Annotated in this window: 24 protein-coding genes; 15 read left to right on the top strand and 9 right to left on the bottom strand. The window is 68.1% G+C overall.

The window, feature by feature from the left end:
- The first annotated feature begins 5 nt into the window (after positions 1 to 5).
- Complete coding sequence (locus ACE3TH_RS13925) at positions 6 to 2,360, top strand: TonB-dependent receptor (RefSeq protein WP_374600606.1); 2,355 nt, start codon at positions 6 to 8, stop codon at positions 2,358 to 2,360.
- A 76-nt stretch (positions 2,361 to 2,436) separates the two neighbouring features.
- Entirely contained in the window at positions 2,437 to 3,114 is a 678-nt protein-coding gene (locus ACE3TH_RS13920; protein WP_374600604.1) for a Fe2+-dependent dioxygenase, read from the top strand.
- Here ACE3TH_RS13920 and ACE3TH_RS13915 read toward each other — a convergent pair.
- The 8 genes from ACE3TH_RS13915 to ACE3TH_RS13880 form a co-directional block, all read right to left on the bottom strand.
- Complete coding sequence (locus tag ACE3TH_RS13915; RefSeq protein WP_374600602.1) at positions 3,111 to 4,481, bottom strand: sulfite reductase subunit alpha; 1,371 nt, start codon at positions 4,479 to 4,481, stop codon at positions 3,111 to 3,113. The genes ACE3TH_RS13920 and ACE3TH_RS13915 overlap by 4 nt on opposite strands.
- A complete protein-coding gene (locus ACE3TH_RS13910; RefSeq protein WP_374600601.1) occupies positions 4,478 to 5,494 on the bottom strand; it encodes an FAD:protein FMN transferase in 1,017 nt (338 codons plus the stop codon). The genes ACE3TH_RS13915 and ACE3TH_RS13910 overlap by 4 nt, the downstream gene beginning before the upstream one ends.
- An 8-nt stretch (positions 5,495 to 5,502) precedes the next feature.
- Positions 5,503 to 6,303 carry a DUF4198 domain-containing protein gene (locus ACE3TH_RS13905; protein WP_374600599.1) on the bottom strand — a complete coding sequence of 267 codons (801 nt, stop codon included), beginning with the start codon at positions 6,301 to 6,303 and terminating at the stop codon, positions 5,503 to 5,505.
- 15 nt (positions 6,304 to 6,318) lie between these two features.
- Positions 6,319 to 6,846 (bottom strand): DUF2271 domain-containing protein, encoded by a 528-nt coding sequence (locus ACE3TH_RS13900; RefSeq protein WP_374600597.1) that lies wholly within the window; start codon positions 6,844 to 6,846, stop codon positions 6,319 to 6,321.
- Between the two features lie 21 nt (positions 6,847 to 6,867).
- Complete coding sequence (locus ACE3TH_RS13895) at positions 6,868 to 7,518, bottom strand: PepSY-associated TM helix domain-containing protein (protein ID WP_374600595.1); 651 nt, start codon at positions 7,516 to 7,518, stop codon at positions 6,868 to 6,870.
- A gap of 53 nt (positions 7,519 to 7,571) precedes the next feature.
- Positions 7,572 to 9,608: a TonB-dependent receptor gene (locus ACE3TH_RS13890; RefSeq protein WP_374600593.1), complete on the bottom strand. Its 2,037-nt coding sequence runs from the start codon at positions 9,606 to 9,608 to the stop codon at positions 7,572 to 7,574.
- Between the two features lie 79 nt (positions 9,609 to 9,687).
- On the bottom strand, positions 9,688 to 11,295 hold the full coding sequence (locus tag ACE3TH_RS13885; RefSeq protein WP_374600591.1) for an ATP-binding protein: 1,608 nt from the start codon (positions 11,293 to 11,295) through the stop codon (positions 9,688 to 9,690).
- Between the two features lie 97 nt (positions 11,296 to 11,392).
- Positions 11,393 to 12,811 carry a glutamate ligase domain-containing protein gene (locus ACE3TH_RS13880; protein ID WP_374600589.1) on the bottom strand — a complete coding sequence of 473 codons (1,419 nt, stop codon included), beginning with the start codon at positions 12,809 to 12,811 and terminating at the stop codon, positions 11,393 to 11,395.
- An 88-nt stretch (positions 12,812 to 12,899) separates the two neighbouring features.
- Between ACE3TH_RS13880 and ACE3TH_RS13875 the strand changes: the two genes are divergently transcribed.
- Both ACE3TH_RS13875 and ACE3TH_RS13870 read left to right on the top strand, forming a co-directional pair.
- On the top strand, positions 12,900 to 13,721 hold the full coding sequence (locus ACE3TH_RS13875; RefSeq protein ID WP_374600587.1) for an LD-carboxypeptidase: 822 nt from the start codon (positions 12,900 to 12,902) through the stop codon (positions 13,719 to 13,721).
- Between the two features lie 219 nt (positions 13,722 to 13,940).
- The gene (locus tag ACE3TH_RS13870) at positions 13,941 to 14,888 is read left to right on the top strand and encodes an aspartyl protease family protein (RefSeq protein ID WP_374600585.1); all 948 of its coding nucleotides are present in this window, start codon (positions 13,941 to 13,943) and stop codon (positions 14,886 to 14,888) included.
- On the opposite strand, the gene ACE3TH_RS13865 is transcribed toward ACE3TH_RS13870, so the two are convergent.
- A complete protein-coding gene (locus ACE3TH_RS13865) occupies positions 14,885 to 16,102 on the bottom strand; it encodes an NAD(P)/FAD-dependent oxidoreductase (RefSeq protein WP_374600583.1) in 1,218 nt (405 codons plus the stop codon). The genes ACE3TH_RS13870 and ACE3TH_RS13865 overlap by 4 nt on opposite strands.
- An 86-nt stretch (positions 16,103 to 16,188) precedes the next feature.
- Here ACE3TH_RS13865 and ACE3TH_RS13860 point away from each other — a divergent pair, with 86 nt between their 5' ends.
- The 11 genes from ACE3TH_RS13860 to edd are packed head-to-tail and all read left to right on the top strand — an operon-like array spanning position 16,189 to position 26,935.
- Complete coding sequence (locus ACE3TH_RS13860; RefSeq protein WP_374600581.1) at positions 16,189 to 16,500, top strand: YerC/YecD family TrpR-related protein; 312 nt, start codon at positions 16,189 to 16,191, stop codon at positions 16,498 to 16,500.
- A gap of 9 nt (positions 16,501 to 16,509) precedes the next feature.
- Positions 16,510 to 17,391: an ATP phosphoribosyltransferase gene (gene hisG / locus ACE3TH_RS13855; protein ID WP_374600579.1), complete on the top strand. Its 882-nt coding sequence runs from the start codon at positions 16,510 to 16,512 to the stop codon at positions 17,389 to 17,391.
- Positions 17,391 to 18,698, top strand: coding sequence for a histidinol dehydrogenase (gene hisD, locus ACE3TH_RS13850; protein WP_374600577.1), 1,308 nt, complete (start codon positions 17,391 to 17,393; stop codon positions 18,696 to 18,698). The genes hisG and hisD overlap by 1 nt, the downstream gene beginning before the upstream one ends.
- On the top strand, positions 18,695 to 20,134 hold the full coding sequence (gene hisB, locus ACE3TH_RS13845; RefSeq protein WP_374600575.1) for an imidazoleglycerol-phosphate dehydratase HisB: 1,440 nt from the start codon (positions 18,695 to 18,697) through the stop codon (positions 20,132 to 20,134). Before hisD ends, hisB begins: the two co-directional genes overlap by 4 nt.
- Positions 20,131 to 20,733 carry an imidazole glycerol phosphate synthase subunit HisH gene (hisH, locus tag ACE3TH_RS13840; protein ID WP_374600573.1) on the top strand — a complete coding sequence of 201 codons (603 nt, stop codon included), beginning with the start codon at positions 20,131 to 20,133 and terminating at the stop codon, positions 20,731 to 20,733. The genes hisB and hisH overlap by 4 nt, the downstream gene beginning before the upstream one ends.
- On the top strand, positions 20,730 to 21,458 hold the full coding sequence (locus ACE3TH_RS13835) for a HisA/HisF-related TIM barrel protein (RefSeq protein ID WP_374600571.1): 729 nt from the start codon (positions 20,730 to 20,732) through the stop codon (positions 21,456 to 21,458). Before hisH ends, ACE3TH_RS13835 begins: the two co-directional genes overlap by 4 nt.
- Positions 21,455 to 22,222, top strand: a complete 768-nt coding sequence (hisF, locus tag ACE3TH_RS13830) for an imidazole glycerol phosphate synthase subunit HisF (protein ID WP_374600569.1) — start codon at positions 21,455 to 21,457, stop codon at positions 22,220 to 22,222. The genes ACE3TH_RS13835 and hisF overlap by 4 nt, the downstream gene beginning before the upstream one ends.
- Positions 22,219 to 22,845, top strand: coding sequence for a bifunctional phosphoribosyl-AMP cyclohydrolase/phosphoribosyl-ATP diphosphatase HisIE (hisIE, locus tag ACE3TH_RS13825; RefSeq protein WP_374600567.1), 627 nt, complete (start codon positions 22,219 to 22,221; stop codon positions 22,843 to 22,845). The genes hisF and hisIE overlap by 4 nt, the downstream gene beginning before the upstream one ends.
- Positions 22,846 to 22,873: 28 nt before the next feature.
- Entirely contained in the window at positions 22,874 to 24,331 is a 1,458-nt protein-coding gene (gene zwf, locus ACE3TH_RS13820) for a glucose-6-phosphate dehydrogenase (protein ID WP_374600563.1), read from the top strand.
- Positions 24,324 to 25,043: a 6-phosphogluconolactonase gene (pgl, locus tag ACE3TH_RS13815; protein ID WP_374600561.1), complete on the top strand. Its 720-nt coding sequence runs from the start codon at positions 24,324 to 24,326 to the stop codon at positions 25,041 to 25,043. The genes zwf and pgl overlap by 8 nt, the downstream gene beginning before the upstream one ends.
- The gene (edd, locus tag ACE3TH_RS13810; RefSeq protein WP_374600560.1) at positions 25,043 to 26,935 is read left to right on the top strand and encodes a phosphogluconate dehydratase; all 1,893 of its coding nucleotides are present in this window, start codon (positions 25,043 to 25,045) and stop codon (positions 26,933 to 26,935) included. The genes pgl and edd overlap by 1 nt, the downstream gene beginning before the upstream one ends.
- Positions 26,936 to 26,986 lie beyond the last annotated feature (51 nt).

Raw genomic sequence — 26,986 nt, 5'->3', positions numbered from 1 at the left:
CGCCAATGACTTCCCGTGCCGACACGCTTCGCGCCCTCCTGTTCGCCTCCAGCGCGGCAGGCATGCTGATCGCCACGCCGACGCGCGCTGAGGAACCGGGCCCCGATGCGCCGATCGCCACGGCCGATGCCCAGGATCCCACCGACCTGGGCACTGTCAACGTCAACGGCCAGCGTGTCCGTCGTGAACCGCAGTCGCCACAGTTCGTCGCCCCGCTGGTCGACACCCCGCGCGCCGTCACCATCATCCCACAGCAGATCATCGAACAGACCGCCGCGACCTCGCTACAAGATATCCTGCGTACCTCACCGGGCATCACCTTCGGCGCGGGCGAAGGCGGACAGCCCCTGGCCGACCGCCCCTTCATCCGCGGCCAGTCGTCAGGCAACAACATCTTCGTCGACGGCATCCGTGATACGGGTGGCCAGCAGCGCGAGGTCTTCAACCTGGAACAGATCGAGGTCGTGAAGGGCCCGGATGGCGTCTATTCCGGCCGTGGCTCGGGCGGAGGATCGATCAATCTGTCGTCGAAACAGCCGACCCTGAGGGACCACAGTCGCTTCAGCCTGGGCGCGGGTACAGACAACTATGTCCGAGGCACGATCGATCAGAACTGGGCACTGGGTGAGACCGCAGGCCTGCGCCTGAACCTGATGGGATCGTCTGGCGACGTGCCGGGCCGCGACGCGGTCGATTTCGAGAAATGGGGTCTGGGGCTGTCGCTGGGCGCTGGCCTGGGCACCGATACCTCCATGGTCTTCAGCTATTATCACCTGACGGCGGATTCCATGCCGGACTACGGCATCCCGCTGTTCACCAAGCTGAATCCGTCGGCCACATCGACCGCACCCGTTCGTCCGCGTACGGAGAGCGGCATTCTGGATGTGCCGCGCAACAGCTTCTATGGCCTGACGGCACGCGATTATCTGATCAATGGGGTGGACAGCTTCACCTTTGACGCCCGCCACCGGTTCAGCGACGCGGTGAATGTCCGCAGCGTCACCCGCTATTCCGAGACGCTGAACGACTACATCGTCGGCAACCCGGCGGATGGCGGCTATGTCGGACTGGCGGCGGACGGCACCTACTGGACCAAGCGTGGCACCAAGACCCGCTATAATCCGGTCGACACCCTCGCCCATGTCACCGATGTGTTCGGCCGGTTTTCGACCGGTGGCATCCTGCACAACTACGATGTCGGCGTGGAGTACAGCCAGGAGCGCAACAGCAACGCCTCCTATTCCACCTATACCACCTCGGGTGCCGCCTGCCCGACGGGCCTTGTCACCGTGAACGGCACGCCGCCGACCGCCGCCAGCGCTCTGGGAGCCGGCGATTGCACCCGTCTGTTCGCACCGACGCCGAACGATCCGTGGACGGGCGTGATCAATCGGGGGCCGCTGAGCTGGTCGGACACCGAGTCCATCGGCGTCTATGCCTTTGACAGCATCGCCCTGACCGAGCGCCTGATCCTGAATCTGGGCGTCCGGTACGACCACTATGCCGTCGAGGGCGTCAACACCGCGGCGACCCAGGCCAATGGCGTCTTCACGGTGACCGGCATCACCGCCGCGCCCAAGGCCGATTGGGACTTCGTCAATTATCAGGCCGGGCTGGTGTTCAAGCCGACCAAAACGACCAGCCTGTACGCGTCCTATTCCACATCCTCGACGCCGCCGACCATCGCGGCGGGGGACCAGAATACCGCCGCCACGGCGGCCCAGGCCGTGCTCGATCCCGAAGAAACTACCAGCTACGAGGTCGGGGCCAAGGCCAGCCTGTTCCGCGACCAGCTGCAACTCAGCGCTGCCGCCTTCCGTCTGGAGCGCCAGAACGCCGTGACCCAGACCGCGCCCACGGTCGTTCAGGACGGCGAGGTCATGGTCCAGGGCGTAGAGCTGGGCGTGTCCGGCAACATCACCCCTGAATGGCAGGTGTTCGGCGGCTATACCTGGATGGACTCCAAACTGGTGAAGGGTGCGACCACGACGGTGGGCGGGGTGATCATCCCCAACCCGCTGAACGGCCAGCAACTGGCCAATACGCCCGAACACACCGTCAGCCTGTTCTCGACCTATCGCGTGCTTCCGAACCTGACCCTCGGTGGCGGCGTCTATTACGTCTCGGACAATTTGGGTGGCAATCAGGGCGGGGCCGGAGGCGGCATCAACCGCATCTTCGCACCCGAATACACGCGCGTGGACCTGTTCGCGTCCTACGACATCAACGAGCGGGCCTCGCTGCAGCTGAATGTCCAGAACGCCGGCGACGAAGAGTACATCCTGCGCACCAATGGCGTGCATCACGCCGACCCGGCCCCTGCGCGGCAGGCCATTCTGACCCTGAACCTTCGCTACTGAGACAATCCGCGTCAGACTGTGAGCCCCGGCGTTTCCCAGCGTCGGGGTCTATGGCGTTTATCATCGAGGACGGACCATGCTGCTGCACATCCCGGAGGTCTTCACCAAGAACGAGGTCCACTCCCTGCGCGCACGTCTGGACGCCGGGCCCTGGGCCGACGGCAATGCGACGTCCGGCCATCAGTCGGCGACGGCAAAGGTCAATCGTCAGCTGCCGGAGGAAAGCGCCGTCGCGCGCGAGGTCGGGGACCTGGTGCTGCAGGCCCTTAACGCCAATCCGATGTTCGTCTCCGCCGCCCTGCCCCATACGATTTTTCCGCCCCTGTTCAACGTCTATGAGGGCGGCGAGCATTTCGGGGTGCATGTGGACAATGCGATCCGGCGGCGAGGCGATGTCCGCATCCGCAGCGACCTGTCGGCCACGCTCTTCCTGTCGGAGCCCGAGGACTATGACGGCGGCGAACTGCTGATCGAGGAGATGTACGGGCCTCAGTCGGTCAAGCTGCCCGCCGGTGATCTGGTGCTGTATCCGTCCAAGAGCCTGCATCGGGTGACGCCGGTGACGCGCGGCAAGCGGGTCGCCTGCTTCTTCTGGCTACAGAGCCTGATCCGCGACGACGCGGACCGCGAGACCCTGTTCCGGCTGGACGTGGCCATCCAGCGGGTCAGCGCCGACAAGGGGCCAAAGGATGCCGCAGTGCTGGAGCTGACCGCCGTCTATCACAACCTGATCCGGCGCTGGTCAGAAGTCTAATAGACGTCGCGTCGATAGCGGCTTGCCTCGGTCAGGGCCTGAAGACCGTCTGCGCCCAGCACATCCTCCAGCGCCGCATGCACCCCGCCGGCCATGCCGTCCCGGCTCCCGCAGACCATGATCGTGGCACCGCACCCGACCCAGGCCGCAACCTCCGCCGCATGCTCCGTGATCAGGGCCTGCACATAGCGCTCATCACCGGCGTCCCGCGAGAAGGCGCGAGCCAGCCGCGTCAGCGCGCCCGAGGCCAGCGCCGCCTGAAGCTCCTCGTCTAGCAGGGCGTCGTGTGCCAGCGTCCGTTCGCCGAACATCAGCCAGGTACCGCCGTGTGCTGCCCCTTCGCGCCCCTTCAGATGCGCACGCAGTCCCGCCAGACCGGTGCCGTTGCCGATCAGGATCAGGGGCGTCTCTACCGCCGGACCGTGGAAGCTGCGGTTGGTGCGGATCCGCATCCCGATCTCGTCGCCGACCGAAAGGTCGCGCGTCAGCCATCCCGATCCCAGGCCAGGCGTCCCATCCGGCGCGATCATGCGGCGCACGATGAAGATCACGCGCCCTTCGCTCGGCAGCGAGGCCACCGAATATTCACGTGACGTCGTCGGCTGACCGTCGCGCGCGGGCAACCCCACCTCCGCAATGTCGCCCGCAACCCAGTCCGGCGCATGATCCACCGGCTCGAAGGCCAGCCACCAGGTTTCGCCGCCCGGACTGCCGGGGTTCAGGTGGGCCCGCTCGACCAGACGCCAGCGGTCATAGGCGGGCGGAGTCCAGTCAGCCTGGACCGCATGCCCTGTCAGCTGACCCAGCTGATGCTGCCAGTGCCGGATCGCGCCGGTCTCGCCATTGTCGACCTCGACCGTGTCGAACAGCCGGCTTGCTCCCGAGGCCTGGAGCCAGCCGTCCAGCGCCCGGCCGAAACCGCAGAACTCCGCATAGGTCCGGTCGCCCAGCGCCAGCAGGCCGTAGCGCAGGCCAGACAGATCGGCCGGTCCCGACATCTGTTTGCGCACGAACCATGACATGCTGTCCGGCGCGTCGCCCTCGCCTGTGGTGGAGGCGACGATGAGCAGTTGTCTGGCAATCCGCAGGTCTTTCGCTTCGAGGTCGCCCAGCAGGGCCACACGCGCCGATGTGCCGGCCTCGGACAGGCTTCGCGCCGTCATCCACGCCAGCTCCTCAGCCAGTCCCGTCTGGCTGGCATAGGCGACCAGCACATCGGCCCGACCCTCGGTGGGGGCGAGGGCGGCAGCCTTAGCGGCCTCTCGTCTGCGGGCCAGCCTGCGCGCGATCACGACCGCTGCGATGACGGCCAGCCACAGCGCGACGGCCACGGCTGCCCACAGCCAGCGCATGGGGTCGGCTGTCACTCCGCCCCCTCTTCCATCATGGCGATCAGGGCGGGGGAAAGGTATTCGGTCATGCCAGACGGGCCGCGCATGACGAACAGCGCGGCCAGATTGGTCGCTGCCGCATAGGCCGGCCCCTCCTCCGGCCCCATGACCATCAGGGCGGTGGCCATGGCATCGGCGCGCATCGCGGTCTCCGCAAACACGCTGACCGAGGCCAGGCCGTGGGTCAGGGGCCGACCCGTGCGGCCGTCCAGCGTATGGCCGTAGTTCTGACCGAAGACGCTGAAGGTGCGGACCCAGTCGCCGGAGGTGGCCACGGCGATATCGAACAGGGCCGCAAGCGTGCGCGGGCCTGGCGCGCCGGGCGCGGCCTGAAGCTCGGTCCACCAGGGACGGGCATCGGGTTTGACCCCCGCGCCCCGCAACTCGCCACCGATCTCGACCAAATGCGAGGTCGCACCCAGCGCCGTCAGCCGTTCGGAGACGCGATCCACGGCATGACCCTTGGCGATGCCGGACAGGTCCAGCTTCATGCCGCCGACCTGCTGCACCGCCTTCGCCTCGCGGTTCAGGCGCAGCCGCTGCCAGCCGCTGACGGAAAGGGCGATCGCGATCTCCTCATCCGTCGGCAGGCCGGACCTCGGACCGGGCGGCCCAAAGCCCCACAGATCGACCAGGGCTCCCAGCGTCGGGTCGACCGCGCCATCGGTGTCGTCGGCCAGGTCCATGGCCGCGTTAAGCACCGACCAGAACGGTTCGGACACCGCCCAGAACCCGGCCGGAGCCGCATTCCAGCGCACCAGCTCCGACGTCGGCTCCCAATGGCTGAACAGGGCGATAACCTGCGCCAACTCAGCATCGATGGCCGTCTGGAGTTCGGCGCGATCGCGACCGGACGGCGCGACCAGACGCACGGACCAGTCGGTCCCCATGCTCTGGCCCGCGAAGTCCCAGATCGTCCGGCCCGGCGGCCGCGACGGAACGCGGCCATGGGTCGGAATCAGGACGCGGTTGGCCGCGCCGCTAGACATCGCGTCAGTCAGGGCAGCACTTCCACGACGCCGTTGTACTGGGCGCTGGCGGCCATCTGATCGCCCTGGGCGGGCGTGCGGACCGAGGCATTCATCCAGTACATGCCGGCTTCGGGCCAGGTGACGGTGAAGCTGCCGTCGGCACCGGTCTTGACCGTCATCTCCTCGGGATTGTCGCGATAGCGGGTGCCGCCGCGCGCGATGGTGACGTCCAGGTCGGCGGCGGGCTGACCGTCGCGGACCAGCTTGAAGGTCGCGGCCTCACCGGCCACCAAGTCGTTGGGATGAGTCACGGGCACCAGCTCGATCCCCTTGCCGGTCGGGGCGAGAGCAGTCGTGCTCGGTGCGCCCAGGGTCACGAAGGTCTCGATCCGGCTGTCGGAACGGGTGGCCGAGACATCGGTCGCCCCCGCCGGGATAGCGGTCGCCATCTCGGCCTCAGTGCCGCGCCAGCGCTTCTGCTCGCCGTTTTCCTTGTAGTTGACGATCACGCCGCTCATGACATTGGCCACGCGCCAGGTGCCGGCCTGCGTCAGATGCAGGTCGAACGACGACCGATAGCGAGCCCGCATCATGTTCTCGGGCGCGGCCGTCGACCCGTCCGGTGCCGTGATGACCAGACCGGCCAGATTCATCGCGGCGTGGTCCGGAATGAAGACCCCGTTGGACATGCCGGCGTCGAACCCGACCCAGGCGTCGCTGCCCGACAGGACGGTGGCGGTCGGGGCCAGCCAGGCGCGGTGAGCCTGGGCGGTGAGCGGCGCGGCCAGGGCGGCCAAGGCCGCGAGAATGGCGATCGACTTCTTCATGACAGGTCTTCCTTCTTATCGGGTGACGGTGACGCTGACCGCGCCCAGTTCGGTGGAGCCGGTGGCCCGGGCCGTATTGGCCCCGCCCCAGCGGAAGGGCACGCGCACAACCTCGCGTCCGCCCAGCTCGCGGGCCGCCTCAACCACCATGACATAGTTGCCGGCGGGCAGGTCGCGCAGGCGGGCTCCGGACACGCTCACGGTGTGCCGACCGGGGGCTTTGGTGGCGCTGGAGATGCCGTCGGCCGGCATGGTCATGGCGCGACCACCGCGCCGCCACCAGGTCCGCATGTCCTTCAGCCAATCCTTGCCGTCGCCCTCGTTATTGGCGGTTTGCTGATACCAGACGGCCAGGGTCCGCACGGCGACGTTGTCCGGCCGCTCGATCCAGACGGCCACATAGGGGCGGTGATACGAGGCACCGGACAGGCGCGGTATCTCGACCGACACACTCAGGTCGGCCGCCAGGGCCGGTCCGGCGACGGCGGTCGCGGCGGTGGCGGCCAGAACGGGCAGGGTGTTTGCGAGGGTGAGCTTGCGCATGGGCGACGGTCCGGTGAGCAGTCAGTGAATGAAGATCAGGGCGATGACGACGGGGATCAGCAGACCAAGCCCCAGAAGCGGCCAGGTCGAGGGCCTCTGGCGCGCATGCAGCCAGGTCAGGCCGAAACCGGTGACGGCAAAGACGATGCAGGCCACAGCGAACACATCGATGAACCATAACCAGACCGCCCCGGTATTGCGCCCCTTGTGCAGGTCATTGAGGTAGGCGACCCAGCCGCGGGTCGTCCGCTCGTGCACCGCTTCCCCCGTGGCGCGGTCGATGGTCAGCCAGCCGTCGCCGCCTGGTTCGGTCAGGGCGACATAGACTTCATCCGCCGTGGTCTCGGTTGGACGACCGGCGATGGAAATCTTCAGCGCATCGGACGCCCAGCGTGCGACGGCGTCGGGGACGGGATCGGTGGTCTCTTGCGGAAAGGCCTCCAGCCGTTGGACCAGGGGCGCGGGCAGGGTCGCGGTCTGTTCGGACACCACCGGCGTAGCCGGGATCGAAGCCGCATGGTTCAGAGTGATACCTGTCACCGCGAACAGGAACAGGCCGACCAGGCTGATCGCCGCCGAAATCCAGTGCCACTGATGCAGCTGCTTCAGCCAGAACGACCGTTTGGCGTTCAGGGCAGCTTTCGGCTTGGCAGGGGCGGCGGCGTCGGTCACCGGCGTTATTTGCCGAAACTGAGAACCATTTGCAAGTGGGAGTCTTCAGCCCTCTAACGCGCCAGTCTGATCCCGACACGAAGTGTCTGCGGCGGGCCGAATGAGGCGACTCCTGTTCCTGTCTCGGCCACCTCGACATCGGCGTCGAACAGATTGTCGGCGGCCAGCCAGATTGTGGCCGAGGGCGACGCCGCCCATTCGATCCGGGCATCGACGGTCGCCGCGGCGTCCAGAACCCGGCTGTTCAGATCGTCCTCAAACCGTCGGCTTTCCCAGCGCGCGTCGGCGGCCACGGTCAGGCGATGCATCGGCGACCATTCCAGCCCGGCCGTCGCACTCCAGATCGGAGCCTGAGCCGGACGCAGGCCGGTCAGCTGCGTCGCCGCCGTCCCGCCATCGACCCGCGCATCCGTGGCTGACACGGCTGCACGCAGGGACAGGGTCTCGCTCAAGGCCAACCGCCCGTCGATCTCCAGCCCCGTCGCCTCGATGATCCCCGCATTCTGGCGCTGGCGCAGCACCCCTCCTGCGGGCACGAAACCCGCGCGAGGAAAGGTGCCTGGCCCCTGCCCGATGGTGACATTGACGATGGCGTCCTCGATCCGGTTCCAGAACACGGTGGCTAACAGGGACGCCGTCTCGCTCTCCCACGCCCAGCCGCCTTCCACGCCAGTCAGCCGCTCCGGCTCCAGCGCCGCATTGGCCTCGGTAAGGTCGTTGCCGACGCGGAACGGCCGGTGCAGTTCGTTCAGGGTGGCGGGACGGAACCCGCTGTAGGCCGCCGCACGCACGGCCTGCCCCCCGCCCAGATCGCGGCGCACCCCCAGCCGCGCACTGACCACTTCGCCCGACCGGTCCGGATCGCTCTCGTCCAGCGTCGGCAGCCCGGTCGCCCGGTCGCGCTCCAGCCGTCGGCTATTCTCTGTTGTCCAGCGATCATACCGCAAACCACCTGCGACCAGCCAGGGGCCCGTACGCCAGGACCCGTCGGCATAGACCCCCGCCACCGTCGTCTCGCCGCCCGCGATCCGGTCTCTGGTGAAGGCTCCAGACATGTAACGAAACCGCTCTCGCGTCTCGCCTTCTGCCAGCCGCGCATCCGCCCCGACCTCCCACTCCAGACGACCGCCCGAGCCGCCGGTCTCAACCCCGCGCAGAGCCGCATTCACGCCCCAGCCGGTGGCGGGCGTCTCAAACTGATCATTGGCGGGCGTCGTTGTGGCCCGGTCTGCCGAGACGGCCACGGACGTATTCGCCAGATCGCTCTCGCGCCGCCAGGCCTGCAACCGCCAGCCCGCGCGCTCGGTCGTCGGAGCCTTGGCCGCCGTCACGCTGAGGCTGTTGCCCGACGCCGTCGCCCGCGCCCCGGCTAGCCCCGAACCGCGCTCTTCCTCGAAGGCGGACGCCCGCAGCGACACCGTCGCCGCCCCCACCCGAACATCCGCGCGCAGCGCCGCGCTCTTCACGTCCAAATCCAGCGCGGTATCCGCCGCGCCAGCCGCATTGCCACGCACAGGCACATAGCCGTCGCTGGTTTCATGAAGCGCCGAACCGACCAGTTGCACCGGCCCGACCGTTGTGACGCCCGCCCCCGACGCCCGAAGCCCCCCACGCTCGCCGAGTGAAAGGTCCAGCACCGAGTTTGCATCCCGCTCGCGCAGGGCGATGACGCCGGTCAGGGCTCCGGCTCCATAGGGCCCTGCGCCCGCACCTCGCACGATGTCCAACCCCGACAGACTCTCGGTCGGCACCTGGGACCAGATCACCCAGCCCCCGAACGGATCGTTCAGCGGTACCCCGTCGAGGGTCACCAGCGTCCGCCCCGCGCCGGACGGCGCGATCGCGCGCAGCGATATCCCCTGCGTCGTCGGATTGGCCGACAGGCTGGAGGTCCGCCGGAACAGCGACACCGCCGGCACCTGCGACAGCGCCTCGTCCAGCCGCACCTGGTCGTTCAGATCATCGTCGGTCAGCCGCGTCACCGAAAACGCGGCCTCGCTGGCAGCGGGCGGCAGCCGGGCGGCAGTGACGACCACCTCCGGCAGTTGGGACACGGCGGGCGGTGGCGGCGGCGGCGGAAGCTGGATCATCTCCGCCACAATACGACAAAGGCTCGACAGTTGCGTCCTGTCTGCCGTTTCAGGCCGCGTCAGAGCGCCCCATCGGCGCTCAAGCCGCTTGAGAAACCTCGGTCTCGGCCGGTGTCAGGGCGCGACGAATGGCGGCCAGAAGTAGTTCGGGCTGGATCGGCTTTTGCGCCACTCCATTCATTCCGGCCGCAAGATATTCGATCTCGTCACGCGAATCGGCGTTTGCGGTCAGGGCCACGATCGGAATCGCGGCCTGGGCGTGGCCCGAGGCGCGGATTGCGCGTGTCGCGTCAACCCCATCCATGACGGGCATTTTGACGTCCATGAGGACCATATCGAAGGGCCGCGACGCTACGGCCTGGACCGCCTGCGCCCCGTCGTCGGCGGTCTCATGCGTGCAGCCGAACATCTCCAGCAGCTTGCCCGCAACGAACCGGTTTGTGGCGTTGTCGTCGACGACCAGCACATGCAGCGTCTCGTGCGGCGTCGGCTCGGGCAGGCATTCGACCGCGCCGCGCATCTCCGGACCTGCGCAAGGCAGCGCGAGGTCGAACCGGAACCGCGCCCCGCCCTGCGGGGATCGCTCCACCGCCAGCACCCCCTGCATCCGCTCCACGATCTGGCGACAGATGGCCAGACCCAGGCCCGCGCCTGCCCCCTCACGCCCAGCCTTGCCGGTATTGAACGGCTGAAAGATCGTGCGGGCCGTCGCCTCGTCGATGCCCGGACCGCTGTCGTCAACGATCCCGATCAGACGCACGGCCCCCTGATCCCAAGTGCTGGTCAGATGCACCGTGACCTCGCCAGAGGGCGTGAACTTCAGGGCATTGCCGATCAGATTGTTGAGCAGCTGCTTCAGCCGCATCTCGTCGCCGACCACCCAGTCATGGCCCACCGTCTCGCAGCGCACCGTCAGGGTCAGCCCCTTCTCCTGTGCCCGCGGCGTCCATAAGGCCGTCAGATCGGCGGCGATAGCGTCGATGTGAACCGGTGCCGTCTCGAAGCTCATCAGGCCCGCCTCGGCGCGAGACATGTCCAGCGCATCGGTCAGCAGGCGCAACAGGCTGTGGCCCGAATCCAGAATGGTCCGCGCATAGGGCCGCATGGCCTCCTGCGTCAGCTCCCGCTCCATCAAGGCGGCCACGCCCAGCACGCCGTTCAGGGGCGTACGAATCTCATGGCTCATCACCGCCAGAAACTCGGACTTGGCGCGGCTGGAGGCGCGGGCTTCAGCCTCGGCCCGGACCAGATCCTGGGCCAGTTCGCTCATGGCCTCGGCGCGACGTTTCTGGATGGCGCTGCCCGCCTGAAGCACATGGACGCCCGCCCCGACACCGACATAGCGGCCCGCGCGGGTGACGACGAACCCGTTCAGCAGCCCGCCCAGACTCTGCGCATCGATGCTGTCGAACAGGACTTCGGCGTCGGCATCGGCGTCCAGCACGCGCGGGTTTGAATCCATGAAGGTTGAGGCGGGGCGACGGGCGTAGAGGGCGCGGCCGAACTCGGCGGCCATCTTCAGGGTGAAGGCATTGCGTTCGATCAGCCCCAGCGGGCGCTGATCCGCATCGACCACGGCGATGACGAGGGTGTCCGCCTCGCGCTGAAAACGGTCGAAGACTTCGGCACCTGGCGTGTCCGGGCCCACGGGCGGCGCGACGCTGGCAAAATCTCCGATCCGGGCCATACGCTACTCCTGTGGGCAGCGAGCTATAGACGCGGGACGTTGAACGGCAGCTTTGCCGTTCGTGAACCTTTCGCGATAATCTGTTTAAATTCAGTCCCTAAACGGACGATTTCAACCGCTCAACGAGCCCTTCCGCAAAGGTCGAAAGAGTGTCGTCCCGCGCGCCCATGATCACGATCCGGTCGCCGGGTCGGGCCATTTCGATCACGCGGTCGCCACAGGCCTCGCGCGTGGCAAGGGCTTCGGCGTGGCGGTCACGGGCTCGCACGCCTGCCGCAATATCCTCGCTGCCGACGCTGCGGTCGGTCGTGCCGCCATAATAGACCGGCTCGGGCATCAGCAGCACGTCATCGGGCCGCATCAGCCCGGCGAACCCTTTGATGAACGCCGACTTCATCAGTTTCAGCGGCCCAAACCCGTGCGGCTGGAACAGGATCAGCAGCCGCCCGTCGAAGGCATGCAGTGTCTTCAGCGTCGCGGCGATCTTGTCGGGGTTGTGGGCGAAGTCGTCGATGACGGTGACGCCCCCGGCGGTTCCCACCACCTCCATCCGCCGCCGGATGCCCGCAAAGGTCTCCAACGCCCCGACCGCATCGGCCAGAGGTACACCCAGCGCCGTCGCCGCCCCCAAGGCCGCCAGGGCATTGGCGACATTGTGGGCCCCGGGCACATTCAGAGTGACAGGCAGGCTGGCTCCGCTTGCGCGATCTTTCAGCCTGAAGGTCATCCCTGTCGGCTGGGGCAACAGTTTGTGCGCCGAAAGATCGGCCTCCTCGTTGCCGAGTGCAAAGGTCAGCACCGCACCGGGCCGCCCCGCTTCGCTCAACCCTTGCGCCAAGGCCGCCGTCTCGGGGTTGTCCAGGTTCAGCACCGCCCGATCCGCCCGCGCGACAAAGCCACCGAATAGATCGCGCAACTCCTCCATCGACTTGTGGTCCAGCGAGATGTTGGAGACCACCGCCACCGTCGCGTCATAGGCGGCGATGGAGCCGTCCGATTCATCCACCTCCGACACGAACAGGTCCTGACCGCCGATCAGGGCGCTGGCGAAGGGGTGATCGCCATCGACGAAATTCCTCATCACCGCACCGTTCATGACGGTGGGCGCGCGCCCGGCCTGATGCAGGATCCAGGCGACCATGCCGGTGATGGTGGACTTGCCGCTCGTGCCCGCCACGCCGACCGAGGTCGGGGCGGCATTGAACAGCTGCGACAGCATCTGCGGACGGGTCACGATGCGAGCGCCAACCCGCCGCGCCGCACCGATATCGGGCACCGTATCCTCTACCGCGCCGGTGGCGACGACGACCTGGTCTGCCCGGGTGACACCCGATCCGTCCTGGGGATGCAGGGCGATGCCCCGACCGCGCAGCCAGTCGAACTTCTCCGGCGTCCGCCCCTGATCGTTGGACCGGTCAGAGCCCTCGACATGACCGCCGCGCGACTGGACGATCAGGGCCAGGGGCAGCATGCCCGAGCCGCCGATACCGCAGAAGAAATAGTCGTCTTGATGCACGCTTGATCTCGGGGGGCGAAACCGGGGAAGGTCGGGCCGCCTGACTAGATCATTTTTGTTTGCGGGCGAAGCGCGAGACCACAGCCTCATGAAGATCGGTATCGTCAACGCCAGCTCGCGCTTCGACCGCAGCCGCGCCGAGGCCGTCCACGCCTGGATGGCGGACCACTATGCCGACGGCAGCGTGTCGGTGGTTTTCCACCCCGCCTGTTTCCTCAAGCACGGGCATTTCGGCGGCGATGACGCGGCACGGGCTAATGCCTTTGTGGAGTTCGCCAACGATCCGCGCCTGGACGCCATCTGGTTCGCGCGCGGCGGCTATGGCTCGTGCCGGATCGCAGAGGCTGTCCTGCCGCGCCTGACCGAGCTTGCGCGGGCCAAGCGTTATCTGGGCTATTCGGACGCCGGCAGCCTGCTGGCCCTGCTCTACAAGGCGGGCTTTCCGCACATTGCCCACGGGCCGATGGCCTCGGACGCGGTGCGGGACGACGCGGCAGCCTATCGCGCCCTGCGCTGGCTGACCAAGGGCGACCGCGCGGGCTGGGAGCCGTCGCTGCACACCGATCCGCGGCCCGCCGTGGCCTTCAATCTCAGCATTCTGGATGCCCTGGTCGGCACCGCGCTGGAGCCCGATCTGACGGGCCACGTCCTGATGCTGGAGGATGTGGCAGAGCCGCTGTACCGGATCGACCGGATGATGTTCCACCTGACCGGCCAGGCGTCGATCCGGCGCGTCGCAGGTATTCGGCTGGGCCGCGTCTCGGACATCGTCGAGAACGATCCGGCATTCGGCCTGACGGCGGAGGAGATCGCCCGCTACTGGTGCGCGCGCTCGGGGATCCCCTACTTGGGCACTGCCGACATCGGCCACGACACCGCCAACCGCATCGTCCCATTCGGCCCGCGTTAGCCAAGTCATTCGCCTGAGGGGTGAAGCCGTTCGACGGCAAACCGGAGGCATGGTCCAGTTCCGCTCGCGTCCGGTTGCACACGGACGGTCGACCGGGCGTCGGAGACACCGGTCTGGCCAAGGGGCCTGATGGATGTCGGGGGGCATCCATCAGGTCGCCGTTGCCCGCGACAAACGCGCTCTGGCATCGCCCCGCCCCAGCCGCCATGTTGAGACGGCATGAACCGCCGCAATCTCCTGATCCGCGCCGCAGGACTGGCCGCCGTCGCCGGCGCGGCCTGGTGGGCACGCGACAATCTGATCTGGCCGAGACCCGATCTGACCTTTGCCGACGGCCATGCCACGCCCTGGTCGCCCTATGCCCGGCGCGCCAACGTCCCGACCATTCAGGCCAGGATCGAGGGCCAGGACGTCATCGCCCTGATCGATACCGGGGCCCAGTATTCGGTGGTGGACCGTGGTTTCGTAGCCACCCTGGCCCCGCGCGAACGCTCGCTGTTCGACATGCCTCTGCTGGCCTATGGCGTCGGGGGCGGATCGCAGGTCGGGCGCGGCACGACCCTGGACCTCGATCTGCCTGGCCTTCGCATCGGCGGTCTCCGCGCCGCCATCCTCGATCTTGGTCCACTGGCGGCGGTGGAAGGGCTGGCCACGCCGCTGATCCTGGGCCGAGATGTGCTGGAACAGGTCGTCCTCGCGCTGGACGCCGACCGCCGTCACGTCCGCCTGATCGTGCCGGATGCCTTCGTCCCGCCCGACGATCTGATCGAGGCCGAGGTCGTGCGCGACGGCAATGCCCTGGTCGCCGAGGTCACGGTGGAGGGCAACGCCCTGAATGCCGTCGTCGATACCGGCTCGTCCTCTCTGCTGGCCGTGTCGCGCGGGTCTGCCGCCGGGGTCGGGCTGCTGGACGGGCGTCCCAGCGAAAGCGGCGTCAGCCTGGTCCTCGGCGGTTCGATGCGCGCCGATACCGTAGAGGCCCGCACCGTGACCTTTGCCGAGCAACTATACCGCCGGGTTCAGGTCGGCGTTTTCGAACAGCCGGCCCTGCCCAACTTCCCGGACGGACTTGTCGGCATGGAGGCTTTCGAGGGCCGCCGCGCGGCGCTGGACCTCGGTGCCGGCCGACTGCTGATCTCGCGCCAGCTGGACCTGACGATCGGCTAGGCGGCGACCAGCTTCATCGACACCGAGGTGTCCGCCAGCTTGTCCGCATCAACGGGAGTGCCGCGCGCGATCATCTGGCGCCCAGCCATGAACTCGGCGGGTGCATTGACCGCCTCGACCGAAACGATCCGGTCGCCCGCCAGATGAAAGACGGCAAAGCCGACCGGGTCCGAATCGATAGCCGGCACACCCCGCACGATCTGGCGGTCTGCCCCTTCGGGCAGGCCGGCGATCTGCAGCTTCAGTTCATACTGATCGGACCAGAACCACGGCACTTCCGGCGCGGGCGCAGGGCGTCCGGTGATGGCGGCGGCGGCCTGTTTGGCCTGTTCCAGCGCATTGGGCACACTTTCCAGCCGATGCCGCAGCGCGCCGTGCACCGGGATCGGACGGTGGGTCGCATCGCCGACCGCCCAGATGGCGGGGTCGCTGGTCCGCGCCGTCTCGTCCACAACGATGCCGTTCACACAGTCCAGCCCCGCCCGATAAGCCAGCGCCTCATTGGCCAGGGCCCCAACCCCGACCAGGATCGCATCCGCCTCGATCAGCCGTCCATCCGCCAGCCGCACGCCAGCATCCTCGAATGCCGTGACCTCGGCTCCGGTCAGGATGTCGACGCCCTGGGCGCGGTGCCAGGCGGTGAAGAAGGTCGACAGGGTCTCCGACGCCACCCGCGCCAGCACCCGCTCCATCCGCTCGATCACCACCACCTCGGCCCCCAGGGCGCGGGCCGACGCCGCCGCCTCCAGCCCGACATAGCCGCCCCCGACCACCGCCAGCCGCTTGCCGGGCCCCAGCGCCGCCTTCAGCCGCTCGGCATCCTCCAGCGTCCGAAGTTCGATCAGTTCGGGCCGATCCGCGCCGGGAATGGCCAGCTTTCGCGCTACCGAGCCTGTGGCCAGGATCAGGGCCCCATAGGTCTGGGTCGTGTCATCCGAAAAGGCGACGCTGCGGCCCGCCCGGTCGATGGCGGTCGCCGTCACGCCCAGCCTCAGATCGATGTCCTGTTCGACATAGAAGCTGTAGGGCCTCAGCAGCAGATCGTCCCGCTCCGCATGCCCCTTCAGCCAGGCCTTGGACAGCGGCGGGCGCTGATAGGGCGGCACGGTTTCAGACCCCGCCAGCACGATCTGGCCTTCAAATCCGTACTGCCGCAACAGCGCCGCCGCCGTCCCGCCCGCATGCCCCGCGCCAATGATCACAACCTTGTCCATGAGGCTCAGATAGAGAGGCCTGCGACACCTTTCCATCCCGAACTTCGCCCCTTGACCGTTCCAGCGTTACACCATAGTGGAACGCCATGACCGACGCCGAGACCCGTCCCGCCGCCGATATGACCCTGAGCCGGGTCGCGCTCTATGACGCCCTCCTGGCGCTCAAGACCCGCGAGGAGGTTCAGGCGTTTCTGAACGACCTGTGCACCCCGGCGGAACTGCGCGCCTTCGCCGAGCGCTGGGAGGTCGCGCGTCTGCTGGACAGCGGCGGCAAGTCTTATCGCGAGATCGCGGTGGAGGCCCATGCCAGCCCGACCACCGTCGTACGCGTGGCCCGCTACCTCAAGGAAATGCCGCATCAGGGCTACCGCCTGGTGCTGGATCGGATCAAAGGCTGAGTTGATTACATGAGTACCGTGCAAGGGCGACTTCGCATCGCCATCCAGAAGTCCGGGCGCCTGTCGGAACGCAGCCTCGACCTCGTCCGCGACGCGGGTCTGAGGGTCATCAAGGGCAATAACGACCTGCTGTATCGGGTGGAGAACTATCCGATCGACCTGCTGCGCGTCCGCGACGACGACATTCCCACCTTCGTGGCGGATGGCGTCTGTGACCTGGGCGTGGTCGGCGAAAATGTACTGGAGGAGGCGCGCAACGGCGGCCCGGTGGCCGAGGTCGTCATGCCCCTGGGCTTCGGGCGCTGCACGCTGAAGATCGCCGTGCCCCCGACGCTCGCTTACGACGGGCCGGCGTCGCTGAACGGCCTGCGCATCGCCACCTCCTATCCCAAGATCCTGCGCCGCTACCTGGACGCGCGCGGCGTGGCGGCGGACATTGTCACCATGCGCGGGGCCGTGGAGGTCTCGCCCCGGCTGAAGCTGGCCAGCGCCATCTGCGACCTGGTCTCCACCGGCGCGACGCTGGAGGCCAATGGCCTGGTGGCCAAGGACACGGTGCTGGACAGCCAGGCCGTGCTGATCCGCTCGCCCGTGGCACCCGAACCGGGCCTGGCGCACCTGCTGGACAGCATCATCGAACGGATGAGCGGCGTCGTGTCCTCCCAGGGAGCGAAATATGTGATGCTGAACGCGCCGCGCTCGGCGCTGGACGCCATCACCGCCATCCTGCCGGGCGCAGGCTCGCCCACCGTCATGCCCCTGTCGGGCCGTGACGATGCCGTGGCTGTACACGCCGTCTGTCAGGAGGCGGTCTTCTGGGAAACGCTGGAGAAGCTGAAGGCTGCCGGGGCCTCCGCCATTCTCGTCCTGCCTATCGAGAAGATGATGTGATGAAGCGCTTCGACTGGAATTTGTTGGATGCGGCAGGCCGCATGGAAGCCCTCGCCCGTCCCCGCCGCCGCACCGAAACCCGCGTCACCGACACAGTGCGCCAGATCATGGACGACGTTCAGGCCCGCGGCGGTCAGGCCGTCACCGACTGGAGCGTCAAGCTGGACGGTGCCCCGCCGCGTCGCCTGGCCCTCACCCCCGAAGTGGTGGCCGAGGCCCGCGCCGCCCTCGCCCCCGCCGATGTTCGCGCCATCCGCATGGCCGCCGAGAATGTGCGCATCTTCCATCAGGCGACGCGGCCCGAAGACTCGCAGTGGGTCGAGATCACGCCCGGCGTCCGCTCGCGCCTGGTCTGGCGACCGCTGTCGACCGTTGGCCTCTATGTGCCCGGCGGCTCGGCCCCGCTGTTTTCCTCTCTTCTGATGCTGGCCATTCCGGCCGAGGTCGCGGGTGTCGGTCGCCGGGTTGCGGTGACACCGCCGTCGAAGTCGGGGCAACCCCACCCGGCCATGATCTTCGCCGCCGCCGAGGCGGGTCTGAACGACCTTTGGCTGGTCGGCGGTGCCCAAGCCATCGCGGCCCTGACCTTCGGTGCAGAGCTGGAGGACGGCATAATCCTGCCGTGCGACAAGCTGTATGGCCCCGGCAATGCTTGGGTCGCGGAGGCGAAGAAGCAGGCATCGAGCCGCCCCGGCGGCCCCGCCGTTGACATGCCCGCCGGACCATCGGAACTTCTGGTCATAGCCGACCGCCGCGCCGATCCGGCCCTGGCCGCCGCTGATCTGCTCAGCCAGGCCGAGCATGACGCCGACGCCCAGGTCGTGCTGGTCTGCGACAGCGAGCGGATGATCGACGAGATTCTGGACGAGGTGGACGACCAGATCGCCACCCTGCCCCGCGCCGACATCGCCCGCGCTTCGCTTGCCGAGGCCCGCGCCATCCGGGTGCCCGATCTCGACACCGCCTGCGCCGTCTCCAACGCCTATGGCCCCGAACACCTCGCGCTGCAGACCGAGGACGCCGAGACCCGCGTGGACAAGATCACCGCCGCCGGAGCCGTCTTCGTCGGGCCCTATGCCGCCGAAACCCTGGGCGACTATGCCGCCGGTCCCAGCCACGTCCTTCCCACCGACGGCGGGGCAAAGACCTTGGGCGGCGTCACCGCCGCCAGCTTCATGACGTCCATGTCGGTGCAGTCTGTGTCCGAGAAAGGCGCGGCCGCCCTGGCCCCTGTCGCGGCCCGGCTGGCCCGGCTGGAAGGGCTGGAGGCCCACGCGCGGGCGGCGGATCTGAGGATCGAGGCATGATCGCCAATCTGCCCGCCCCCTTCGCACCCCTCGTTTCCGGCGGCGAAGGCCTGGACCGCTATCCGGCCCAGCCCGCAGCGCTCGCCGCCCGCATGGCCGACATCTATGGCGTCTCCACCGATCGGGTCCTGCCCGTGCGCGGCCTGACTCATGGGCTCGAGCTCATCTATCGCCTCGCCGCGCATGAGGGCCTGACCGTCGAGGCCCCGAAGGCCCAGCCCTATTCCACATTGGCGGACATCTATGCCCGGCCCGGCACCACCGTCGAGACCGGGACCGTCGTCCTGCGCGCCCTCGGCTCGCCCGAGGCCGTGGCCGAAATGGCCGAGCGGGTCGCCCCCGCCCTGCTGGTCGTCGACGAGGGCATGGCCGAGTTCACCTCCGCCACCTCGGCCGCGACCATCATCGGCGACCACGCCAATCTGGTCGTGTTGCGCAGCCTGTCGCTGGCCTATGGTCTGGCCGGTGCGCGGGTCGGAGCCGCCCTGGCACAGCCCCAGACCCTGGCCCGCCTGGCGTCGGTCATGGAGCCCTACGCCTTGCCCGAGGTCAGCCTCCGACTGGCGTTGCAGGCTCTAGACCCGTCGCGCCTGCTGGAAACCCGCGAGCGTATCGCTGCCACCGTCCGCGAGCGCGAACGTCTGTCGAAAGCCATTGCCCGCGAGATGACGGTCGAGGCGGGCGTCGGCCCTGTCCTCATGGTCCGCCCCTCCGATCCCGCCGCCGTCCTGACGGCGCTGGCCCGGTTCGGCGTCGTGGCCGAACAAGCGGGCGAGCGGCTGCGTCTGCCCGTCTCCTCTCGGCCCGAGATCAACGACCGACTGCTGGCCGCCCTCGACCTGACTCCCACCCAGACGCGCGCCAACCGCACCGGACAGGCCGTACGTGACACCAAGGAAACCCGTATCGTCTGCGCCGTCGATCTGGATGCGACCGGCCCGGTCAGCATCCACTCCGGCGTCGGCTTCTTCGATCACATGCTGGAGCAGGTGGCGGCGCACGGCGGCTTCTCGATCCGGCTGTCATGCGAGGGCGACCTGCACACCGATCCGCACCACACCATCGAGGACAGCGCCATCGCCCTGGGTCAGGCCCTGAAGCAAGCCCTCGGTGAAAGGCGCGGCATCGCCCGCTACGGCTTCGTCCTGCCGATGGATGAGGCCAATGCGTCCGTCTCCATCGATCTGTCGGGCCGTCCCTATCCGCTGTTCGAGGGGACGTTCTCGACGCCCTTCATCGGCGACTATCGCACCGATCTGACCGCCCACGTCTTCCGCTCCCTGGCCGAGGCCATGGGGGCGGCTGTCCATATCAGCGTCACCGGCGAGGACGACCACCACAAGACCGAGGCCGTCTACAAGGCCTTTGGCCGCGCCCTGCGCCAGGCCATCCGCGTCGAGGGCGACGTCGTGCCATCGACCAAGGGGGTGTTATGACCCCCGTCACCGTCCTCTCCTACGGTGCCGGCAATGTCGCCTCGGTCCAGTTCGCGCTGGAACGGCTGGGAGCCTCCGTGCGTCTGACCAGCGATCCTGCCGACATCGCCGACGCCGAGCGGCTGATCCTGCCAGGTGTCGGGGCCGCTGCCTATGCCATGAGCCGTCTGGAGACCTTGGGTCTGGTCGAGGCCATCCGCGCCTTTCCACGCCCGTTGCTGGGCGTCTGCCTGGGCCAGCAACTGCTGTTCGACGCCAGCGACGAGGGCGAGGGCGTCGAGACGCTGGGCCTGATTCCCGGCCACGTGTCGCGCTTCGACATCGACCCGTCCCTGCCCGTGCCGCACATGGGCTGGTCCCGCCTGGAGGTCGTGCGCGACGACCCCTTGCTGGAGGGCGTCCAGCCCGGCGACTGGGCCTATTTCGTGCACAGTTTCGTCTGCCCCGACGGCCCGGCCACCCTGGCCCGCGCCGACTACGGCACCGTCGTGCCCGCCGTAGTTCGCAACGCCAACCGCTGGGGCTGCCAGTTCCACCCCGAGCGCTCGGCCAGGGCCGGGGCGCGCATCCTGCAAAACTTTCTGGGCCTGCCCGCATGATCGTCTATCCCGCCATCGACCTGAGAGCCGGCGTCGCCGTGCGCCTGATGCACGGGCGGTTCGATCAGGTGACCGCCTATGACACCAACCCCGCCGCGCGCCTGGCGGGCTTCGTCGCCTCGGGTGCCCAGTGGGCCCACATCGTCGATCTGGACGGGGCCGAGGCGGGCCGCGCGGTCCAGCACGGCCTGATCGGCGAACTAGCCGGGGCGATCGACATCCGCATCCAGTCCGGCGGCGGCGTGCGATCCGCCGACGACGTCCAGGCTCTGCTGGACGCCGGGGTCAGCCGCGTGGTCGTCGGGTCTCTCGCCGTCTCGGCCCCGGACACGGTCGCGGGCTGGCTGGAGCGGTTCGGGCCGGAGCGCCTGACCCTGGCCATCGATGTGCGGGCCGATGGCACACGCTGGGTGCCGTCGCTGAAGGGCTGGACCCAGGCGGCCGACATCGATTTGTGGGCCGCGCTGGACCGCTATCCGACGGGTACGGCCAAACACCTACTGGTCACCGATGTCGGCCGCGACGGGGCCCTGACCGGTCCCAATCTGGAGCTGCTGACCGAGATCATGCTGCGTCGCCCCGACCTGAAGGTTCAGGCTTCGGGCGGCGTCTCCTCGCTGGATGACCTGAAGGCCGCCCGCGCCATCGGCTGCGACGGGGCTATCATCGGCCGGGCCATCTATGAGGGGCGGTTCACCGTGGACGAAGCGGTGGCGGTGCAATGACAGCGCGTCGCATCATCCCCTGCCTGGACGTGCGCGACGGGCGGGTGGTCAAGGGCGTCCGCTTCAAGGACCACGTCGACATGGGCGATGCCTCCGAACTGGCCGCCCGCTATCGCGACCAGGGGGCCGACGAACTGGTCTTCTATGACATCACCGCCAGTCCTGAGGGGCGCACCCTCGACTATGACTGGGTCAGCGACATCGCCCGGCTGCTGGACATCCCCTTCTGTGTGGCCGGCGGCATCCGCAGTGTGGATCAGGCCGCCCGCTGTCTGGACCACGGGGCCGACAAGGTTTCGATCAACTCCCCCGCCCTGGAACGTCCCGATCTGATCGGCGAGATGAGCGACCGGTTCGGTGCCCAATGCGTGGTCCTGGGCGTGGATTCCAAGCGCGCGGGCGACGACTGGGTCGTGCACCAATACACCGGCGACCCGACCGCCAGCCGGGGCGCGGGCCGCCGCACCCTGGACTGGATCGTCGAGGCGCAAGGCCTGGGGGCCGGAGAGATCGTGCTGAACTGCATGGACGAGGACGGCGTCCGGCGCGGCTATGACATCGCCCAGCTTCAGGCCGCGCGCGCCTGCCTGACCATTCCGCTGGTGGCCTCCGGCGGCGCGGGCGCGGTCGACCACTTCCGCGATGTCTTTCAGCAGGCCGACGTGTCCGGTGCCCTGGCCGCCAGCGTCTTTCACTCCGGTGCCCTGACCATCCCGGACCTGAAACGCCAGCTCGAGCGCGACGGTATAGAGGTAAGACTATGATCGACCTCGACACCCTCGACTTCGCCAAGGGCGACGGCCTGATCCCCGTGGTGGTGCAGGACGCCGCGACCCTGCAGGTGCTGACGCTCGCCTATATGGACCGCGCGGCGCTGGATGAGACGATCGCTTCAAAGGAAGCCACCTTCTATTCCCGATCGCGGGGCGGGCGCTGGCGCAAAGGCGAGACCTCGGGCGACCGGCTGCATGTCGTTTCGATCACGCCCGACTGCGACGGCGACGCCTTGGTGCTGAAGGTCCGGCCCGTCGGCAATGCCTGCCACCTGAACCGCATCAGCTGTTTCGGCGACGACGACGCCCCGGGTGTGGGCCGTATCGCGCGTCTGGAGCAGACGATCGCCGACCGCGCCGCCGCCGATCCGTCGGAAAGCTGGACCGCCCGCCTGATCGCCGAGGGTCCCAAGCGCGTCGCCCAGAAGGTCGGCGAGGAGGGGGTCGAGACCGCGCTCGCCGGGGCCGCCGGTCCCGATGAGGAACTGACCAGCGAGGCCGCGGATTTGATCTATCACCTGCTGGTGCTGCTGCGATCGCGTAACTTGGTGTTTCAGGACGTGCTCGACGTGTTGGCCACACGCGCAAAACCGGCCAAAGACCCTGAGGGCTAGAGGGTCTGACGAGAGAGAAGGAGCGCAGATGGCGGCACTGGTGCTGTTCGGCGGCGGAGGCGATCTGGCCCTGCGGATGCTCCTGCCCTCGCTCTACTATCTGGAGCATGACGGCCTGCTGCCCGACGATCTGAAGATCATCGGCGCGGCCCGGTCCGAGGAAAGCCGCGAGGACTATGTCGCCCGCGTCCGCCAGTCGGTCGAGAGCAAGGCGAAGGCGGACGACGCCTGGTCCGACGCGGCATGGTCCAAGCTGGAGGCCCGCCTCGACTACCTGGCCGTCGACGCCACCTCGGCCGAAAGCCTGAAGCCGCTCAAGGACAAGGTTGGGCCCGGCACCTGCACCAGTTTCCTGGCCGTGTCGCCGTCGCTCTATGCCCGCATCGTCACCGCCATGCGCGCCGCCGGCCTGGCCGAGGCCGACGACCGCGTCGTGCTGGAAAAGCCTGTCGGACGCGATCTGGAGACCTTCCGCGAAATCGACGACGCCGTCGCCGATGCCTTCTCCGAACAGCAAGTGTTCCGCATCGACCACTATCTGGGCAAGGAGACGGTCCAGAACCTGATCGCCCTGCGCTTCGGCAACACCATCTTCGAGCCGCTGTGGAACAACCTCTCGATCGACCACGTCCAGATCACGGTGGGCGAAACCGTCGGCGTCGGCGACCGCTGGCCCTATTACGACGAGTACGGAGCATTGCGCGACATGCTCCAGAACCACATGCTCCAGCTACTCTGCCTGGTGGCCATGGAGCCGCCCAGCGACCTGGAGCCCGACTCGGTCCGCAACGAAAAGGTCAAGGTGCTGCGCTCCCTGCGCCCCATCACCCATGACGAGGCCGAGCGCGTCACCGTGCGCGGACAATATGTGGCGGGCACCAGCGAGGGTCAGCCGGTCAAGGGCTATGACGAGGAGCGCGGCCAGTCCTCGGACACCGAGACCTTCGTCGCCATTCGCGCCGACATCGACAACTGGCGCTGGGCCGGCGTCCCCTTCTTCATGCGCACCGGCAAGCGCCTGCCGGAAAAGCGCACCGAGATCGTTATCCAGTTCAAGGCCCTGCCCCACTCCATCTTCGACAACGACCGGGGTCAGGTGACGGCCAACCGCCTAGTCATCGAGCTGCAGCCCGAGGAAGACATCTCCCTGTCGGTGATGAACAAGAAGCCCGGGCTGGACCAGCGCATGCAGCTTCAGCCCATCCAGATGTCCCTGTCGTGGGGCCAGAACGACAAGTCGGCCAAGCCGCCCCGCCGCCGCATCGCCTATGAGCGGCTGCTGCTCGACGCCCTGGCCGGAGACTCCACCCTGTTCGTCCGCCGCGACGAGGCCGAGCAGGCCTGGAAATGGGTCGATCAGGTCTCCGAGGCCTGGCAGGACGCGGCCTTCAAGCCCAGGGACTACGTCGCCGGAACCTGGGGCCCGCCCGAGGCCGATCTGCTGCTGGACCGCACGGGTCGGCGCTGGAACACCGGCAATGACTGACCGCCCTGCCCCCGCCATCCAGACCTTCGCCACCGGCACAGACTGGGCCGACGCCTGCGCCACCCGCCTGACCGACACTCTTGGCCAGGCTCTGAGCGAAACCGGCAAGGCGACCTTCGCCGGATCGGGCGGCTCCACCCCTTCGCCCATTTATGCGCGGATGGCCGAGGCGGGCCTCGACTGGTCCCGCATCGCCGTGACCCTGATCGACGAGCGCTATGTGCCCGAGACTTCGCCGGATTCGAACGCGGCCCTGCTCAAGCGGACGCTGCTGACCGGTCCCGCCGCCGCAGCGACCTTCTTGCCCCTGTATCATGCGGAGGTCACGGTCGACCGCGCCGCCGCCCGCGCGGCTCAGGCCCTGGCTCCGCACGGCCGTCTGGATGCGGTCCTTCTCGGCATGGGGGAGGATGGCCATATCTGCTCCATGTTCCCCTACAGCCCGACCCTGAAGACACTGCTGTCGCCGACGCTCAAGCCGACGGTTCTCGGCGTGCCGCAAGGCCGCGACGGCCTGGCCCCCAGCCTGGAGCGACTGTCGATCAATCTGCCGTATCTGATCCAGGCGCGGCGCGTTGTCCTGGCCCTGACCGGCACCGCCAAGCGAGCCGTCTTCGAACGTGAAATGCAGGGCGATCCCGCGACCCAGCCCATCGCCGCCCTGATCGCCGCCGACGTTCCGCTGGATGTTCTGTGGACGGAGAAAGCCTGATGGCCAACCTGCATCCTGTCGTCGCCGAGGTCACCGCCCGCATCGTCGACCGCTCGCGCGACACCCGTTCCGACTACATCCGCCGCATGGACGCTGCACGCGACAGCGGCGCGGGCCGGGCCAAGCTCTCCTGCGCCAACTGGGCCCATGCTTTTGCCGGCCAGACCCTCGCCGACAAGCTGACGGCCATGGATGGGTCCAAGCCCAATGTCGGCATCGTCACCGCCTATAATGACATGCTGTCGGCGCATCAGCCGTTCGAGCGCTTTCCCACCGTCATCCGCGACGCGGTCCGCACCGTCGGCGCGACGGCCCAGGTCGCGGGCGGTACCCCCGCCATGTGCGACGGCGTCACCCAGGGCCGCCCCGGCATGGAGCTGTCGCTGTTCAGCCGCGACCTGATCGCCATGTCGGCGGGCATCGCCCTGACCCACGACGCCTTCGACGCCGTCATGGCCCTGGGCGTCTGTGACAAGATCGTGCCCGGCCTGTTCATCGGAACCCTGGCGTTCGGCCACCTGCCCGTCGTCTTCGCCCCCGCAGGACCCATGCCGTCCGGCATCCCGAATGCGGAAAAGGCCCGCGTGCGCGCCCTGTACGCCCAAGGACAGGTCGATCGCCAGACCCTGCTGGACAGCGAGATCGGCAGCTACCATTCCCCCGGTACCTGTACCTTCTACGGCACCGCCAACTCCAACCAGATGATGATGGAGCTGGGCGGTCTGCACCTGCCCTCCACCGCCTTCGTCCATCCCGAAACGGGCCTGCGCGACGCCCTGACCGCTGCGGCGGCAAAGCGTGCGGTCGAACTGGCCCGCAGTGGCGAGGCTCGGATGGCGGACGTCATCGACGAGAAATCCATCGTCAACATGATCGTGGCCTTGCTGGCCACCGGCGGCTCGACCAACCACGCCATCCATCTGGTCGCCATGGCACGCGCAGCCGGCGTGCTGATCGACTGGACCGACATGGATCAGCTGTCGTCCGTGACGCCGCTTCTGGCCCGCGTCTATCCCAACGGTTCGGCCGATGTGAACGCCTTCCAGGCCGCTGGCGGCATCGCCTTCGTGGCGCGCGAACTGGCCACGGCCGGCCACATCCATTCCGACGTCCACACCGTCATGGGCCGGGGCATCCATCATTATTTCCAGGAGCCGATCCTCCAGGACGGCGAACTGGTCTGGAAGGATGGCGTCACCGAAAGTCTGGACACGGACATTCTACGCCCCGCCTCCGACCCGTTCGACCGCGAGGGCGGCCTGCGACTGGTCCAGGGCGACTTGGGTCGCGCCGTCATCAAGATTTCTGCCGTCAAGCCCGAGAACCGCATCGTCCAGGCCCCCGCCGCCGTCTTTGAGACCCAGGAAGACGCCCTTCAAGCGTTCAAGGACGGCAAGCTGAACCGCGACGTCATCGTCGTCCTGCGCTTCCAGGGTCCGCGCGCCAACGGCATGCCGGAACTGCACAGCCTTTCGCCCGCGCTGGGCATCCTTCAGGACAAGGGGTTCAAGGTCGCCTTCGTCACCGACGGTCGCATGTCGGGGGCCAGCGGCAAGACGCCGTCCGCCATCCACGTCTCGCCCGAGGCTCTGGCCGGAGGCCTGATCGCCAACATCCGCGACGGCGACATCATCCGCCTCGATGCCGAGGCCGGGGTCCTGACCACGGTCGACGTAGCCGATCTGGCCGATCGCGCGCCCGCCGTCCGGTCGTCCCATCACGCCGAGGGCTCCACTTGGGGCTATGGCCGCGAACTGTTCGGTGCCTTCCGCCACGTCGTCTCGACCGCCGAAGAGGGTGCCAGTGTCTGTTTCGGCCTGCCGCCCGGCCAGACCGACCACAAGGACACCCCGCCCGACAACAACGTCAACGACCGGGCCGTGGACGCCTGAGCCACAAACGATCACAAAGACCGGGCAACGGTCGGCTAACGTAGTGAGGAC

The sequence above is a fragment of the Brevundimonas sp. genome, assembly GCF_041919755.1.
GTDB lineage: Bacteria > Pseudomonadota > Alphaproteobacteria > Caulobacterales > Caulobacteraceae > Brevundimonas.
This window is presented reverse-complemented; position numbering and strand designations above follow the sequence as displayed.